Source organism: Amycolatopsis sp. TRM77291, from assembly GCF_054166285.1.
In genome coordinates this window covers 2,869,818-2,884,588 of the sequence record NZ_JBSZHF010000001.1, presented here as the reverse complement: position 1 = coordinate 2,884,588, position 14,771 = coordinate 2,869,818, and the positions used below count along the sequence as shown (strand labels likewise).

Sequence of the window (14,771 nt, the reverse complement as noted above, 5' to 3'; positions counted from 1 at the left end):
CGCCGCTGGCTAGGCTGGGCGGGTGAGTACGCCCCCCGAACCGAGCGTGACCAGCGAAGAGCCTTCCCTGCTGCGGCAGGCCCTGAACGTCCCCAACATGCTTTCGATCCTCCGGCTCGCCGGGGTACCGGTCTTCCTGTGGCTGCTCCTCGGCCCGAAGGAGGACGGCTGGGCGCTCGCGCTGCTCGTGTTCAGCGCACTCACCGACTGGCTCGACGGCAAACTCGCCCGCTGGCTCAACCAGATGTCGCGGCTCGGCCGGCTGCTCGACCCCGCCGCCGACCGGCTCTACATCCTCGCCACCCTCATCGCCTTCCTGATCCGCGACATCGTCCCGTGGTGGCTGGTGGTCCCGCTGGTCGTCCGCGAGGCCGTCCTCGGCGTCTGCGTGCTGCTGCTGCGGCACCGCGGGTTCGCCCCGCCGGAGGTCACCTACATCGGCAAGGGCGCCACCTTCGTGCTGATGTACGCCTTCCCGTTCCTGCTGCTCACCCAGGGCGGCTCCGACATCGCCGCGATCGCCCGGCCGATCGGCTACGCCTTCACGGCGTGGGGCGCGGTCCTGTACGTCTATTCGGGCGTGCTGTACGTCGTGCAGACGGCACGGGCGCTGCGAACGGCCGATCCCGCCGAGTTGCGGGAGGCGCCGGGCGCGTGACCCGGCGGGATGCGAAACTGCGCGCGTCGGTTTCGAGCGAGGGCGAGAAAGGGGAGCGGCGTTGTCCACTCCAGAAGAACTGCGGTACACCGAGGAACACGAGTGGGTCTCCGTGCGCGACGGAGGGCTCGTGCGCGTGGGCATCACGGAGTACGCCCAGGACCAGCTCGGTGACGTCGTGTTCGTCGAACTGCCCGAGGTCGGCAAGCAGGTCGGTGCGGGCGACGCGTTCGGCGAGGTCGAGTCGACCAAGAGTGTTTCGGAGCTGTTCGCCCCGCTCGACGGCGAGGTGGTCGCGGTCAACGACGCGGTGACCGAGTCACCCGAGCTGATCAACAGCGACCCCTACGGCGAAGGCTGGCTGATCGAGCTCCGTCTCGACGACGCGAGCTCGGTGGAATCCCTGCTGGAGGCCGAGGCGTACCAGGCGCTGACCAAGGAATAGCCGCAGGCCGCGGCCCTTCGGGAAGAGTAGGGGGAGCCGCGGGCCGGAGATTCGATCAGGCACGGTACGTTTGACTCCACACGTTCTTGAGTAGTGGCAACACACATGCGTTAGGAGAGCTCAGGTGAGCACGAACGACGGGCCCGGCGTTCCCCCGGAGCAGTCTCCGGAGCGGACTTCTGTCTTCCGGGCCGACTTCCTGGCCGACGTCGAAGGCACTGAGGCTCCTCCGGCTGCCGAGGCCCCCGTCCAGGGTGTGGACGCGCTGCCCGCGGGTTCCGCGCTGCTGGTCGTCAAGCGGGGCCCGAACGCGGGTTCGCGCTTCCTGCTGGACCGCGACACCACCAGCGCGGGACGGCACCCGGACAGCGACATCTTCCTCGACGACGTCACGGTCTCCCGGCGCCACGCCGAGTTCCGCCGTGAGGGTGGCGAGTTCGTCGTCATCGACGTCGGCAGCCTCAACGGCACCTACGTCAACCGCGAGCCGGTCGACCAGGCCGTCCTCGCCGGTGGCGACGAGGTGCAGATCGGCAAGTTCCGCCTGGTCTTCCTGACCGGCCCGGGATCCGGGGGCCAGGGGGCACGGTGACGGCGGCCGGGCGGCCTGATCGGGATGCGTCGCAGCGAGCCGGGTTGAGCATCGGGGCCGTGCTGGCACAGCTGCGCGGCGATTTCCCCGATGTCACCATCTCCAAGATCCGGTTCCTCGAGGCGGAGGGTCTGGTCCAGCCGGGCCGGACCCCGTCGGGGTACCGGCAGTTCGCTCCGGCGGACGTGGAGCGGTTGCGGTTCGTCCTGTCCGCCCAGCGGGATCACTACCTTCCGCTGAAGGTCATCAAGGAACAGCTGGACGCGGCGGATCAGGGAGCCGCGCCCGCCGAGCACACCGCGGCGATGCCGCGGCTGCCGCGGAAGCTCGTGTCACTCGACGCCCCCGGGGAGAACGGCGGACTGCCGTCCCCGGGGGATTTCGAGACCGACCGCGAGATCAGGCTGACCGAGGAAGATCTGCTCCGCCAGGCCGGGATCGACGCCGCGACCCTTGCTGAGCTGCGGCAATACGGTCTCGTCCGCCCGGGAGCGGCGGGGTTCTTCGACCCGGACGCGGTCCTGGTGGCGAAGACCGTGAAGGCGATGACCGAATTCGGTATCGAGCCGAGACATCTGCGTGCCTTCCGGGCCGCGGCCGACCGCGAGGTGGGCCTGCTGGAGCAGATCGTGACCCCGGTGTATCGGCATCGTGACGAGGACGCCCAGGCGAGGGGCGACGAGGTCGTCCGGGAGCTGGCCGCCTTGACCGTGGCGTTGCACACGCTCTTGGTGAAGGCCGGAATACGGGCTGTCACAGGCGGTTGAACGGCTTCGGGGGCCGGGAGCCGTTGCGCGGCCACTTGTCAATGCCTGAATGTTCGGCACCCTATGCCGTACCGTGAGAGTTGGGTTTGCCACGGGCGAACCGAGAATGTCGGAGACAGCGAGCACAGCGCTCGGAAGACGGGTAGCGTCGGGACTGCCGTCGCTTGGTCGTCGAGACAAGCGTTGCAGCCCGTGCGCACGAGAGGGAGGCGAAGCCCGATGAGCGAGATGCGCGTCGTCGGCGTGCGGGTGGAGCTACCCGCGAATCAGCCGATCTTGTTGCTGCGGGAGACCGAAGGCGAGCGTTACCTGCCGATCTGGATCGGCTCGGTCGAGGCCACCGCCATCGCCTTGGAGCAGCAGGGAGTCCGCCCGGCCCGTCCGCTCACCCATGACCTGCTCAAGGAGGTCATCGGAGCACTGGGCCGTGAGCTGGAGCAGGTCGTCATCACCGATCTGAAGGAAGGCACGTTCTTCGCGGAGCTGGTCTTCGACGGGGACATCCGGGTTTCGGCGCGTCCGAGCGATTCGGTGGCGCTGGCGCTGCGGGTCGGGGTGCCCATCCACGCCGTGGACGCGGTGCTGGAGGAAGCGGGGCTCATCATCCCCGACGAGCAGGAGGACGAGGTCGAGAAGTTCCGCGAGTTCCTCGACTCGGTCTCGCCGGAGGACTTCCGCGGCGCGGACACCTGATCCCGAGACTTGGACGAAGGGGCGGCGCCCGATGGTGCCGCCCCTTCGTCGTACGTGCGTTTAGTCCTCTGAATGCGTTCACGAATGCTTCTTGTACTTCGGCGTGGTGCGAAGGCCGAGGTTCCTCGGCTGAGCCGGCAAGGGCCCTTCACGCGCGGCCGCTGTGACTGCTGGTCATCCAGGACCACGTCCGGTCGAGTCTTCCGTGAAGGCCTCCCTCACTACCTTCAGGGTAGGCAAGGAGGCCCTCACGGACTTCCGCAGGACGGCCGTGGCTCAGGTGGCGGTCGCCTTGACGAACAGGTCCGCCAGCTCGCGCCCGTAGCGCTCCAGGTCCAGCTTCGGATCCGCCGCGAACTTCGCCGCGACACCGTCGATGGCCTGCGCGATCGACAACGCCATCACATCCGGCGCGAACTCGCCGAAGGCACCTTCCTGCTGTCCCTGCCGCAGCTGACGTTCGAGCCGGCCGGTCCGGAACTCTTCGACCAGCGGCGCCGACATGAACCAGCCCTCGGCGTCCGAGCCGCTCGAACCCATCTCGACCATCACCCGCACCAGTTCCGGGTACGAGCCCAGGAACGCGATCTCCGATTCGATGTAGCCGCGCAGCAGCCCGGCCCGGTCGGTCGTGCCCTGGATCCGCTCCTCGAGGAACTTGTCCTTCATCCCGGTCGCGGTGGTGACCACGGCCTGCATCAGGCCCGCCTTGTTGGTGAAGTGGTACGAGATGATCCGGGTGCTGGACAGCCCGGCCCGTTCCTTGATCTTCGCGAACGACGTCTTGTGGTAGCCGAGGTCGGAGATCGTCGCGATCGTCGCCCCGATGATCTGGGCCCGCCTGGCCGCCTCGGTGACCGACAGCCCCAGCTCCGCCTGGACCTCTTGCATGGCGCTCTGCGTGGAGGGAGTTACTTGCATGAATAAAAAATAACACGGCTGAGTAAAAGTGGCAACGGTGCAGCCGAACGGGGGACTGTGCTCGACAAGCCTCAAGAAGAGCTTGAGGTGGACCGCGCGTCGCGTTGACCGGTTTGCCGGACGCGCTTACCGTCAATGGAGGTGAATCGCCAAGGTGTGATTCGGATGTCTGGGGCATTCGTCTTGACGAGGAACTCCGGTGCGGGCTCACGTGGGTCCGCGCGGCTTTGTTCGCCGGCCGCCAGGTCGGGCGAGGGGAGGCATGGCGTGGTCGAGGCTGGTAGCCCTCAAGAGCCGCTCGTTCCGGTCGCTGACGGCGAGCAGGGCGAGCTGTTCCCCGACTCTTCCCTCCCGGACGAACTCGTCGGTTACCGCGGTCCCGCCGCCTGCCAGATCGCCGGGATCACCTACCGGCAGCTCGACTACTGGGCCCGCACGAAGCTGGTCGCGCCGAGCATCCGCACGGCGCACGGCTCCGGTTCGCAGCGGCTCTACTCGTTCAAGGACATCCTCGTCCTGAAGGTCGTCAAGCGGCTGCTGGACACCGGAGTCTCCCTGCAGAACATCCGCGTCGCCGTCGACCACCTGCGCCTGCGCGGCGTCCGCGACCTCGCCAAGGTCACCCTGTTCTCCGACGGCACCACCGTCTACGAGTGCACGTCGCCCGAAGAGATCGTCGATTTACTCCAGGGCGGGCAGGGTGTCTTCGGGATCGCGGTCAGCGGGGCGATGCAGGAGATCAGCGGCACCATCCACGAGTTCCCGGCCGAGCGGGCCGACGGCGGAGTGATCGAAACGGTCACACCGGACGAGCTCACGCAGCGCCGCAACGCCCGTCGCACCGGCTGATCATGAGGCCGCGGACGCGGCAGGGTAGGCTCACTTCCGCGGTCGACGAATCCGCGCGGGAGAGACCGAGCCGATAACCGTTGAGCTCGGCGCCGAAGGAGCAAGTCCTCCCCGGAACCTCTCAGGCACCCTGGACCGCGCGGAAGAGACGCCTCTGGAAAGTGGTTCGCCAGGTCACAGCCTGGCGGCCCCGCCGACGGTGCAAGCCCGGCTCAACACTCGGGCGAAACTCTCAGGCGCCCCCTCGGGGGTACGGACAGAGTGGGGAGGGCCAGGACAATCGTCCCGGCCCCACCCCCGCGTCTTGGGAGGTCCCCGATGGAGCCCGTTTCACTGGCCGCTCTCGAATCCGGAACCCCCTTCGCGGACCGGCACATCGGTCCCGGCACCGAAGAGCTCGCGCGCATCCTCGACGTCGTCGGGGTCGCCTCCTTGGACGAACTCGCCGAGCGGGCCGTGCCCGCGTCGCTGCGGGAGTCCGCGGCGCCGCCGGAGCTGCCGCCGCCCGCCACCGAGACCGGCGCGCTCGCTGAGCTCCGCGCGCTGGCCGCGCGCAACCGGCCGATGGTCCAGATGATCGGCCTCGGCTACCACGACACCGTGACCCCGCCGGTGATCCGCCGGAACGTGCTGGAGAGCCCGGCCTGGTACACCGCGTACACGCCGTATCAGCCGGAGATCTCGCAAGGCCGCCTCGAAGCGCTGCTGAACTTCCAGACCATGGTCTCCGACCTGACCGGCCTGCCGATCGCCAACGCCTCCATGCTCGACGAGGCGACCGCCGCGGCGGAGGCGATGACACTGGTCCGCCGGGCTGGCAAGGCGAAGTCGAACCGGTTCGTGGTCGACGAGGACACCCTTCCGCAGACGATCGAGGTCCTGCGCACCCGCGCCGAGCCGCTCGGTATCGAGCTGGTGACCGCGGATCTGTCCCAGGGCATCACCGGGCTCGGGCTCGGCGGGGACTTCTTCGGCGTGCTGCTGTCGTATCCGGGCGCGTCGGGAGCCGTCCGCGAATGGGACCACACCATCGCCGAGGCCAAGACACTGGGCGCGGCGGTGGTGATGGCCGCGGATCCGCTGGCGCTGACCCTGTTGCGGCCGCCCGGTGAGCTCGGCGCCGACGTCGCGATCGGGTCGACGCAGCGCTTCGGCGTCCCGATGGGCTTCGGCGGGCCGCACGCGGCGTACCTCGCCGTCCGGCAGGGGCTCGAACGGCAATTGCCCGGACGGCTGGTCGGGGTGTCGAAGGACGCCGACGGCGCGCCCGCGTACCGGCTCGCGCTCCAGACCCGCGAGCAGCACATCCGCCGCGAGAAGGCGACGAGCAACATCTGCACCGCCCAGGTGCTGCTGGCGGTGATCGCGTCGATGTACGCGGTGTACCACGGTCCCGAAGGCCTGCGCGCCATCGCGAACCGCGCGCACCGGATGGCCACCGTACTCGCGGCGGGGCTCGCCGAGAGCGGTGTGGACGTCGTGCACTGCGAGTTCTTCGACACCGTGACGGTCTCCGTTCCGGGGCGTGCGGCGGGGATCGTCGGCACGGCCAGGGAACTCGGGGTCAACCTGCGGCTCGTGGACTCCGACCACGTGGCCGTCGCCTGTGACGAGACGACGACCCGTGAGCATCTTTCCCTGGTGTGGAAGGCCTTCGGGGTCGCGGTGTCCGATGTGGACTCGCTCGACGCGGACACCGCGGACGGCTTCCCGCCGGATCTGCGGCGCACCAGCGACTACTTGACGCATCCGGTCTTCCACGCGCATCGCTCGGAGACGGCGCTGCTCCGGTACCTGAGGTCGTTGTCCGACAAGGACGTCGCGCTCGACCGGAGCATGATCCCGCTCGGCTCCTGCACGATGAAGCTGAACGCCACGGCCGAGATGGAGCCGATCACCTGGCCCGAGTTCGCCGGGCTGCACCCGTTCGCGCCCGCCGAGGACGCTGCGGGGCTGCTCACCGTGGTCAAGGATCTGGAGCGGTGGCTCGCCGGCATCACCGGCTACGACGCGGTCTCCCTGCAGCCGAACGCCGGCAGCCAGGGCGAGTTCGCCGGGCTGCTGGCGATCCGCGCGTACCACCGCGAACGCGGGAACGCGGCACGAGACGTCTGCCTGATCCCGTCCAGTGCGCACGGGACGAACGCGGCCAGCGCGGTGATGGCCGGGATGCGCGTGGTCGTCGTGAAGTGCGACGACGAGGGCAACATCGACCTCGGCCATCTCAGGTCCACTGTGGACGAGCACGCTGACGACCTCGCCGCGATCATGATCACCTACCCGTCGACGCACGGCGTCTACGAGGACACCGTCCGCGAGGTCTGCGCGCTGGTGCACGAGGCGGGCGGCCAGGTGTACGTCGACGGCGCGAACCTGAACGCGCTGATCGGGGTGGCGCAGTACGGGAAGTTCGGCGCCGACGTCTCGCATTTGAACCTGCACAAGACCTTCTGCATCCCGCACGGTGGCGGCGGGCCGGGGATCGGCCCGATCGGCGTCCGCGCGCATCTGGCGCCGTACCTGCCGAATCACCCGCTGCAGCCGGACGCCGGCCCGGCCACCGGCGTGGGCCCGATCAGCGCCGCGCCGTGGGGGAGCGCGTCGATCCTGCCGATCTCCTGGGCCTACGTCCGGATGATGGGCGCCGACGGCCTGCGCCGGGCGACGCTGACCGCGGTCGCGAACGCCAACTACGTCGCGAAACGTCTCGCCGCGTACTACCCGGTCCTGTACTCCGGGCACGAGGGCCTCGTGGCGCACGAGTGCATCCTCGACCTCCGCGCGCTCACCAAACGCACCGGCGTCACCGTCGACGACGTGGCCAAGCGCCTGGCCGACTACGGGCTCCACGCGCCGACGATGTCGTTCCCGGTCGCGGGGACGCTCATGGTCGAGCCCACCGAGAGCGAGGACCTCGGCGAACTCGACCGGTTCTGCGACGCGATGATCGCGATCCGCGCCGAGATCGAAAAGGTCGCCGCGGGGGAGTGGCCGGTGGCCGAGAGCCCGCTGCGCAACGCCCCGCATACCGCGCGCTGTCTCGCGGGCGAGTGGGATCGGCCGTACAGCAGGGAGATCGCGGTCTTCCCGGCCGGTGTCACCGCGTCGAAGATCTGGCCACCGGTGCGGCGGATCGACGGGGCCGCGGGTGACCGCAACCTCGTCTGCTCCTGCCCGCCACCGGAGGCCTTCGCCTGAGGGTCAGCCGGGCATCTTGTCGAGAAAGCCCAGCACCTGCTTGATCCGCCCGTCCTCGACGGTGATGACGTCGAAGCCGATCGCCAGCGGCTCTTCCGCGCCGTCGGGGCCGAGGTACCACTGGAAACGCGCGATGTCGTGGTGCGCGTCCGGAGCCGACGGCAGGCTGAACCGCAGGCCCGCGAACTGGGCCTGGGCGCCGGCGATGAAACCGTCGACGCCGTCGTGGCCGGTGACCGCGCCGAGCGGGTCGGTGTAGGCGGCGTCCTCGGTGAACACTTCGGCGATGAGCGCGCGGCGCTTGTCCGCGTCGGTCTCGTTCCACACGGCGATGTACTGCTCGGCGACGCGCTGGACGTCCGACATGGTGTCTCCTCGTTTTCCTGTGGGGTAACCGATGCCGCAACTTTGTCGGCTGAAGCGGGTCCCGTCGATTACGCGGGAGGTAATGGCGGCGCGACACCCGGGGTGCGTAGGTTCGTGATCGTGACGACCACAGTGACCGCGGGCCGCCCCGTCGGCGAGCTCCTCCGCGAATGGCGTGACCGCCGCCGGATCAGCCAGCTGGACCTCGCCATCTCGGCGGACATCTCCACCCGGCATCTGAGCTTCGTGGAGACCGGCCGGTCCAAGCCCAGCCGGGACATGGTGCTGCGGCTCGGCGAGCACCTGGAGGTGCCCTTGAGGGAACGCAATCAGTTGTTGCTGGCGGCGGGTTACGCGCCCGCGTACGCCGAAAGCGGCCTCGGCGCCCCGGAAATGGCGGCGGTCCGCAAGGCGGTCCGGCAGCTGATGACCAGCCACGAGCCGTATCCGGCCGCCGTCGCCGACCGCTGGTGGAACCTGGTCGACGCCAACGCGAGCATCTCGATCATGACCGGCCTCGTCTCGCCAGCCTTGATGACGCCGCCGGTCAACGTCCTGCGGGTGACGCTGCATCCGGAGGGGATGGCGCCGCACGTGCTGAACCTGGGGGAGTGGCGCGCCCATCTGCTCGGCAGGCTGCGGCGGCAGGTGACCCAGACGGCCGACCCGGCGCTGACCGAACTGCTGGAGGAACTGCTCTCCTATCCGTGCGCGGATCCCGTCCCCGAGGTGGAGGTCCCCGGGCCGGGTGACATCTTCGTCCCGTTGAAGCTGCGGCACGAGGACGCCGAACTCACCTTCTTCAGCACGGTCTCCACCTTCGGGACGCCGTTGGACGTCACGGTCGCCGAGCTGGTGATCGAGTCCTTCTTCCCGGCGGACGCGGACACGGCGGAATATCTGCGCGCGTACGCGGCGCGCGGGGTGGAATGATGCCGGGCAAGAAGTCCCGCCGCCGCCTCCAGTGAGGATTCCTCTTCCATGGCCGTGCCTTCCGTCGTCCTGAACAACGAGGTAGCCATCCCCCAACTCGGTTTCGGCGTCTGGCAGGTCCCCGCGGGCGACACGGCCAAGGTCGTCCGGACCGCCATCGAGGCCGGATACCGCAGCATCGACACCGCCGCGTCCTACGGGAACGAAGCCGGTGTCGGCGAGGCGATCCGGTCGGCGGGAGTACCCCGCGACGAACTGTTCATCACCACGAAGCTCCCGAATCCGGGCCACGGCTACGACGAGGCGCTCCGGGCCTTCGACGCGAGCCTCGCGGAACTCGGCCTGGACCGCCTGGACCTGTACCTGATCCACTGGCCGGCACCCGCCCGCGGGAAGTACGTCGAAACCTGGCGGGCGCTGGAAAAGCTCTACGCGGACGGCCGGGCGCGCGCCATCGGGGTGTCGAACTTCCACGTCCCGCATCTGCGGCGGCTGTTCGACGAGACCGGGATCGTGCCCGCGGTCAACCAGGTCGAGCTGCACCCGCGGCTGCAGCAGAAGGCACTGCGGGACTTCCATGCCGAGCACGGCATCGTCACCGAGGCGTGGAGCCCGCTCGCGCAGGGATCGCTGCTCTCGGACCCGACACTGACCGCCCTCGCCGCCAAGTACGGCAAGAGCCCGGCACAGCTGGTGCTGCGCTGGCATCTGCAGCTCGGCACGGTCGCGATCCCGAAATCCGTGACGCCGTCCCGGATCCGCGAGAACTTCGACGTATTCGACTTCGAATTGGCCGAGGACGATCTCGCGGCCCTCGCCGAGTTCGACGACGGGACGCGCACCGGGCCGGACCCGGACACCTTCGGCTCGTGAGTGGTGAGGACGGTTGGCTTGCCGTCGAACTCTCATGTCGTGAAGGGCCCCTTTGAGACCTTCATCGTCTCAAAGGGGCCCTTCACGACATGAGAGTTCGACGGCAAGCCAACCGTCCTCACCACTCACGAGCCGAAGGTGTCCGGGTCNGTTGGCTTGCCGTCGAACTCTCTTGTCGTGAAGGGCCCCTTTGAGACCTTCATCGTCTCAAAGGGGCCCTTCACGACATTCCCACGACGGCGAAACTCCAGTGAGCGCCTGGTACGGGAAAGGCCCCTTCCCGAGCGGTGAAGGGGCCTTTCCCGTGGTTCGAGGGACTCAGGTGGCCTTGATACCCGCGGCGGCGAAGTCGGCCTGCTGGGCAGGTTGCTGCAGGTACTGGCGGAAGGTCTGAGCGGCGCGCATCTGGACCTCGTCGATGCTCTTGCCGGCGAGGCCGACGAGCGGGTAGTCGGCCGAACGCGCCGTCGCGACCGACTGGGCGGGCGACCCGACCAGTGCCGGTTTGGCGGTGTTCAGCTCGGTCACCCAGTAGGTGGACTCGGGGATCCAGGCGGCGGGGAGGCCGCCGATGGAGTCCAGGTTGGTCCGGCCGACGAGGCCATCGAGCACGGAAGCGGAGGACAGCGCGTCGACCTGGATGACCACGCAGTGGTCGCGGACCACGGTCGCGGCGTTGTTCCACCGCTCGGCCGCCGCTCGCACGGGCTTTTCGATGCTGGGGGTGACGATGACCCGCATCGGGGTGTCGCCGGCGCTGCACGCCTTGGCCTGTGCTTCGGCACGGGTGTTGAGCTCGCCGTCGGCCCAGTTCCAGCCGAACACGCCGATCGCGACCAGGACCACGAGGACCAGGCAGGCGATCGGCCACTTGGCGATCCGGCGCCGCGGGGCCTTCTTCCCGACGATCCGGTGTGAACCGGTCGCCTCACCGCGGCCCTGAGGCCGCTTCGGCGGGTCGAGGGGATGCGGCACCGGCTCCTCGACCGCGCTGTGTCGCCCCATCGTTGTCCTTTCGAAACGTGCGCGCTCGCGCTGCGTATGCAATCAAACCGTTATCACTCTAACAGGGGAGGATGTTACGGGGAATGCGACGACTCACAGTTGTTTTCCGCGTGTCGCGGGCACCTTCTTTAACCCGGCGAGGAGCCGTTGGCAATGCGCTATCAGGTGCTCACGCAGCGGCGCCGCCCGGCGGGCGAACGCGGCCTGCGCGCGGGCGTACTCGGCCCGGCCTTCCGGGCTCTCGATCTGGACAGGGTAGTACCCGAAGTCCGCCAGGTCGTACGGGCTGGCCCGCATGTCCAGTTCCCGGATGTCCGCCGCCAGTTCGAAGCAGTCCCCGACCAGCTCGGCGGGCACGAACGGATCGAGTTTGTACGCCCACTTGAAGAGATCCATGTTGGCGTGGAGGCAGCCCGGCTGCTCGAACTCGGCCTGGTTCTCCCGCGCCGGCCGCAGCGTGTTGCGAGGCCGGGCGGGTTCGGTGAAGAACCGGAACGCGTCGTAATGCCCGCACCGGATCTCCAGCGACTCGACCACGCCGTCGGTTCCGGCCGAACCGAGCCGGAGCGGAAGTTGTGAGTGACGAACCTCATCCGCCGATTCCCGGTAAACCATTGCCCATTCATGCAACCCGAAACAACTGAGTCTCGGGGAGCGGGACGCGGTCGCGGAAAGCAGTCCGAGGACGAATTCCGCGGTCTTGGCCCGGCCCTCGGTGAAGCCCGCCGGATCGAGCATGACGCCCTCCGGGGTCTCCAGGTAACCCTTCCGCTCCAGGAACCGCCGGGCGGACGCGCCTTCGAGCACGACCCCCGGACCCGGTTGCCAGCGTTCGAGATGCCCGGGCCGGTGCGAGTAGTAGGTGAAGAGGAAGTCGAGCACCGGATGCTTTTCGCCCCGTGAACGGCGGCGCTGGTGCGGTGTCGTCCAGCGCCGCATCCGCGTGACGTGCTCGTCCTCCCGAGCCAGCCAGATGGGCTCGGGAAGGACGATCGGGCCGGTCATGACATGACGTGGGTACCGTCGCGGACAGTCCCCACGTATTCCTCGACGAGGTCCTCCAGCGCGACGACGCCGACCGCCGCTCCCGCCGGGCTCAGGGCTCGCGCCAGGTGGCTGCCTTCCTTACGCATCGCCGACAACGCCTCGTCGAGTCGCGCGTCGGCGTGCAGTTCGGTGAGCGCGCGCGTCTTGTCCGGCGGCACCACGGTGGTCGGGTCCTCGCCCACGAGGTCGAGGATGTCCTTGACGTGGATGTAGCCGGTCAGCGTCCCGTCGTCGGTGCACACCGGGAAACGGGAGAACCCGGTCGAGGACACCGCGCGCTCGACGTCGCCCAGCGTGGGCGAGCAGGGCAGCGTCGTCAGCTGGGCTGTCGGGACCAGCACGTCGGCCACCGTCTTCTCGACCGAGGACAGCGTCTTGCTCAGCCGCTGGTGCTCGGAGTGCTCCAGCAGCCCCTCGCGCCGCGACTCGCTGAGCAGTTCCGCGAGCTCGTCGGAGGTGTAGGCGGTTTCCAGTTCGTCCTTCGGCTCGACCTTGAACACCCGCAGCAGCGAGTTCGCCACGAAGTTCAGCAGCCAGATGAACGGATTGGCGAGCTTCACCCAGGCCACGTGCACCGGGACCAGCCACAGCGCCAGCCGTTCCGGCTCGGCGATCGCGAGGTTCTTCGGCACCATCTCGCCGATGAGGACGTGCAGGATGGTGATGAACGCCAGCGCGATCGCGAACGAGATCGGGTGCAGCAGGACGTCGGGAATCCCGAACAGCTCGAAGAAGCCGGCCAGCTGGTGCGCGACGGCCGGCTCGCCGAGCCGTCCCAGCAGCAACGAGCAGATGGTGATGCCGAGCTGCGCCCCCGCCAGCATCAGCGAGACGTTCTTGCTCGCGTTGATGACGATCTTGGCGCGGGTCTTCCCCTGCTCCAGCAAGGCTTCCAGCCGGTCGCGCCGCGACGAGATGAGCGCGAACTCGGCGCCGACGAAGAACGCGTTGGCCAGCAGCAGGACCACGACGAGGAAGATGTTGAACCAGTCGTTCATCGGGCGGGCTCCTGCTCGGCGGAAGTCGCGGTTTCGCTGACCCGGCGGACTTCGACCTCGGCGATGCGGAGACGGTCCATCTTGGTCACCGTGAGCCGCCAGGCGTCGAGATCGGTGGCGTCGCCGGGGGAGGGGATCCGGCCGAGCCGCTCGAGGATCAGCCCGGCGATGGTCTCGTAGTCGCCGTCGGGCATCCGGAACCCGGTCTCGTCGGTGACCTCGTCGGCGCGGAGCTGCCCGGACACGAGCCAGTTGTCGGCGCCGACCTGCTGGGAGGAGGGCGCTTCCCGCTCGTCGTGCTCGTCGCGGACGTCGCCGATGATCTCTTCGACCACGTCCTCCAGGGTCACGAGGCCCGCGGTGCCGCCGTACTCGTCGACGACGATCGCGAGCTGGAACCGGGAATCGCGCAGCCGGTTGAGCAGCGAGTCGCCCGGCAGCGATTCGGGCACCGTCGGGATCGGCCGCATGACCGAGCCGATCCGTACCGCGGCGCGCTGGGCGGCCGGGACGGTGAACGCCTGTTTGATGTGCACCGCGCCCTGCACGTCGTCGAGATCCTCGGTGTAGACCGGGAAGCGCGAGAAGCCGGTGCGGCGGGAGATCTCGATGAGGTCGGCGATGGTGTCGTCCACGGTCAGCGATTCGAGCTGGACGCGGGGCGTCATCAGCTCGTCGGCCGTCCGCTCGCCGAAGCGCAGCGACTTGTCCAGCAGTTCGGCCGTGGACGTGTCGAGCGTGCCGCTTTCCGCGCTGGACCGCACGATCGAGCCGAGTTCCTGGGGCGACCGGGCCGACCGCAGTTCCTCCTGCGGCTCGACGCCGAACTTGCGGACGAGGAAGTTGGCACTGTTGTTCATCAGGGTGATCAGCCAGCGGAACAGCGACGAGAACCGCGAGTGATACCCCGCGACGGCGCGCGCGGTCTGCAGCGGCCGGGCGATCGCGAGGTTCTTCGGCATCATTTCGCCGAGGATCATCGACAGCGACGTGGCCAGGATCAGCGCGACCGCGAGCGACACCCCGTCCGCCACGCCCTCGGAGAACCCGACGGCGGTGAACAGCGGGTGGAGCAGGTCACCGATCACCGGCTCCGCGAGATAACCGGTGATCAGGGTGGTGATGGTGATCGCCACCTGCGCGCCGGACAGCTGGAACGAGAGCGTGCGGTGCGCCTTCTGCACGGTGTGCGCGCGTTTGTCGCCGACCTGGCGGACGTTCGCGTCGACCGTGCTGCGCTCGAGCGCGGTGAGGGAGAACTCAGCGGCGACGGCGAGACCGGTGCCGACGGTCAGCAGGAGGAACAGGAGGATGCCGAGAACGGCGAGCAGGACTTCCATCATTCCCTGCCGGCGGGGACGGCGGGAAGATCAGCGGAACAGCCGGGTGTGCCACCCGGCTCGATACTGTCACCAGGTGACTGCGC

The 14,771-nt window shown here is 68.8% G+C and carries 15 protein-coding genes and 1 riboswitch; of the genes, 9 read left to right on the top strand and 6 right to left on the bottom strand.

Translation table 11 applies throughout. The annotated features are described in order from the left end of the window. Positions 1–22: 22 nt before the first annotated feature. From ACXIZN_RS13670 to ACXIZN_RS13650, 5 genes are all read left to right on the top strand, one after another. Positions 23–658 carry a CDP-alcohol phosphatidyltransferase family protein gene (locus tag ACXIZN_RS13670; protein WP_457954763.1) on the top strand — a complete coding sequence of 212 codons (636 nt, stop codon included), beginning with the start codon at positions 23–25 and terminating at the stop codon, positions 656–658. A gap of 61 nt (positions 659–719) precedes the next feature. Further along, on the top strand, positions 720–1,103 hold the full coding sequence (gene gcvH, locus ACXIZN_RS13665) for a glycine cleavage system protein GcvH (RefSeq protein WP_126732071.1): 384 nt from the start codon (positions 720–722) through the stop codon (positions 1,101–1,103). 124 nt (positions 1,104–1,227) lie between these two features. Continuing rightward, positions 1,228–1,695, top strand: a complete 468-nt coding sequence (garA, locus tag ACXIZN_RS13660; protein ID WP_016334077.1) for a glycogen accumulation regulator GarA — start codon at positions 1,228–1,230, stop codon at positions 1,693–1,695. Then, positions 1,692–2,462, top strand: coding sequence for a transcriptional regulator FtsR (ftsR, locus tag ACXIZN_RS13655; protein ID WP_457954762.1), 771 nt, complete (start codon positions 1,692–1,694; stop codon positions 2,460–2,462). The genes garA and ftsR overlap by 4 nt, the downstream gene beginning before the upstream one ends. A 219-nt stretch (positions 2,463–2,681) precedes the next feature. Continuing rightward, entirely contained in the window at positions 2,682–3,155 is a 474-nt protein-coding gene (locus ACXIZN_RS13650) for a bifunctional nuclease family protein (RefSeq protein ID WP_005150031.1), read from the top strand. A 276-nt stretch (positions 3,156–3,431) separates the two neighbouring features. On the opposite strand, the gene ACXIZN_RS13645 is transcribed toward ACXIZN_RS13650, so the two are convergent. Next, positions 3,432–4,046 carry a TetR/AcrR family transcriptional regulator gene (locus tag ACXIZN_RS13645; protein WP_457960513.1) on the bottom strand — a complete coding sequence of 205 codons (615 nt, stop codon included), beginning with the start codon at positions 4,044–4,046 and terminating at the stop codon, positions 3,432–3,434. Positions 4,047–4,343: 297 nt separating this feature from the next. Here ACXIZN_RS13645 and ACXIZN_RS13640 point away from each other — a divergent pair, with 297 nt between their 5' ends. After that, the gene (locus ACXIZN_RS13640; protein WP_005150040.1) at positions 4,344–4,925 is read left to right on the top strand and encodes a MerR family transcriptional regulator; all 582 of its coding nucleotides are present in this window, start codon (positions 4,344–4,346) and stop codon (positions 4,923–4,925) included. 46 nt (positions 4,926–4,971) lie between these two features. After that, a riboswitch (glycine riboswitch) is annotated at positions 4,972–5,073 on the top strand. Positions 5,074–5,243: 170 nt separating this feature from the next. Beyond that, positions 5,244–8,123: an aminomethyl-transferring glycine dehydrogenase gene (gene gcvP / locus ACXIZN_RS13635; RefSeq protein ID WP_457954760.1), complete on the top strand. Its 2,880-nt coding sequence runs from the start codon at positions 5,244–5,246 to the stop codon at positions 8,121–8,123. 3 nt (positions 8,124–8,126) lie between these two features. Here the strand turns inward: gcvP and ACXIZN_RS13630 are convergent, their stop codons facing one another. Beyond that, positions 8,127–8,489: a nuclear transport factor 2 family protein gene (locus ACXIZN_RS13630; RefSeq protein WP_457954758.1), complete on the bottom strand. Its 363-nt coding sequence runs from the start codon at positions 8,487–8,489 to the stop codon at positions 8,127–8,129. Between the two features lie 114 nt (positions 8,490–8,603). Between ACXIZN_RS13630 and ACXIZN_RS13625 the strand changes: the two genes are divergently transcribed. Together ACXIZN_RS13625 and ACXIZN_RS13620 are read left to right on the top strand one after the other, a co-directional pair. Beyond that, positions 8,604–9,422 (top strand): helix-turn-helix domain-containing protein, encoded by an 819-nt coding sequence (locus ACXIZN_RS13625; protein ID WP_185927032.1) that lies wholly within the window; start codon positions 8,604–8,606, stop codon positions 9,420–9,422. A gap of 48 nt (positions 9,423–9,470) precedes the next feature. Beyond that, on the top strand, positions 9,471–10,295 hold the full coding sequence (locus tag ACXIZN_RS13620) for an aldo/keto reductase (RefSeq protein ID WP_457954756.1): 825 nt from the start codon (positions 9,471–9,473) through the stop codon (positions 10,293–10,295). Between the two features lie 318 nt (positions 10,296–10,613). Here ACXIZN_RS13620 and ACXIZN_RS13615 read toward each other — a convergent pair whose 3' ends face one another. From ACXIZN_RS13615 to ACXIZN_RS13600, 4 genes are all read right to left on the bottom strand, one after another. Beyond that, positions 10,614–11,300: a hypothetical protein gene (locus tag ACXIZN_RS13615; protein WP_126732065.1), complete on the bottom strand. Its 687-nt coding sequence runs from the start codon at positions 11,298–11,300 to the stop codon at positions 10,614–10,616. 93 nt (positions 11,301–11,393) lie between these two features. Continuing rightward, positions 11,394–12,305: a 3-methyladenine DNA glycosylase gene (locus ACXIZN_RS13610; RefSeq protein WP_457954754.1), complete on the bottom strand. Its 912-nt coding sequence runs from the start codon at positions 12,303–12,305 to the stop codon at positions 11,394–11,396. Then, positions 12,302–13,345: a hemolysin family protein gene (locus tag ACXIZN_RS13605; RefSeq protein WP_457954752.1), complete on the bottom strand. Its 1,044-nt coding sequence runs from the start codon at positions 13,343–13,345 to the stop codon at positions 12,302–12,304. Before ACXIZN_RS13605 ends, ACXIZN_RS13610 begins: the two co-directional genes overlap by 4 nt. After that, positions 13,342–14,688, bottom strand: coding sequence for a hemolysin family protein (locus ACXIZN_RS13600; RefSeq protein ID WP_457954751.1), 1,347 nt, complete (start codon positions 14,686–14,688; stop codon positions 13,342–13,344). The genes ACXIZN_RS13605 and ACXIZN_RS13600 overlap by 4 nt, the downstream gene beginning before the upstream one ends. Positions 14,689–14,771: the final 83 nt, after the last annotated feature.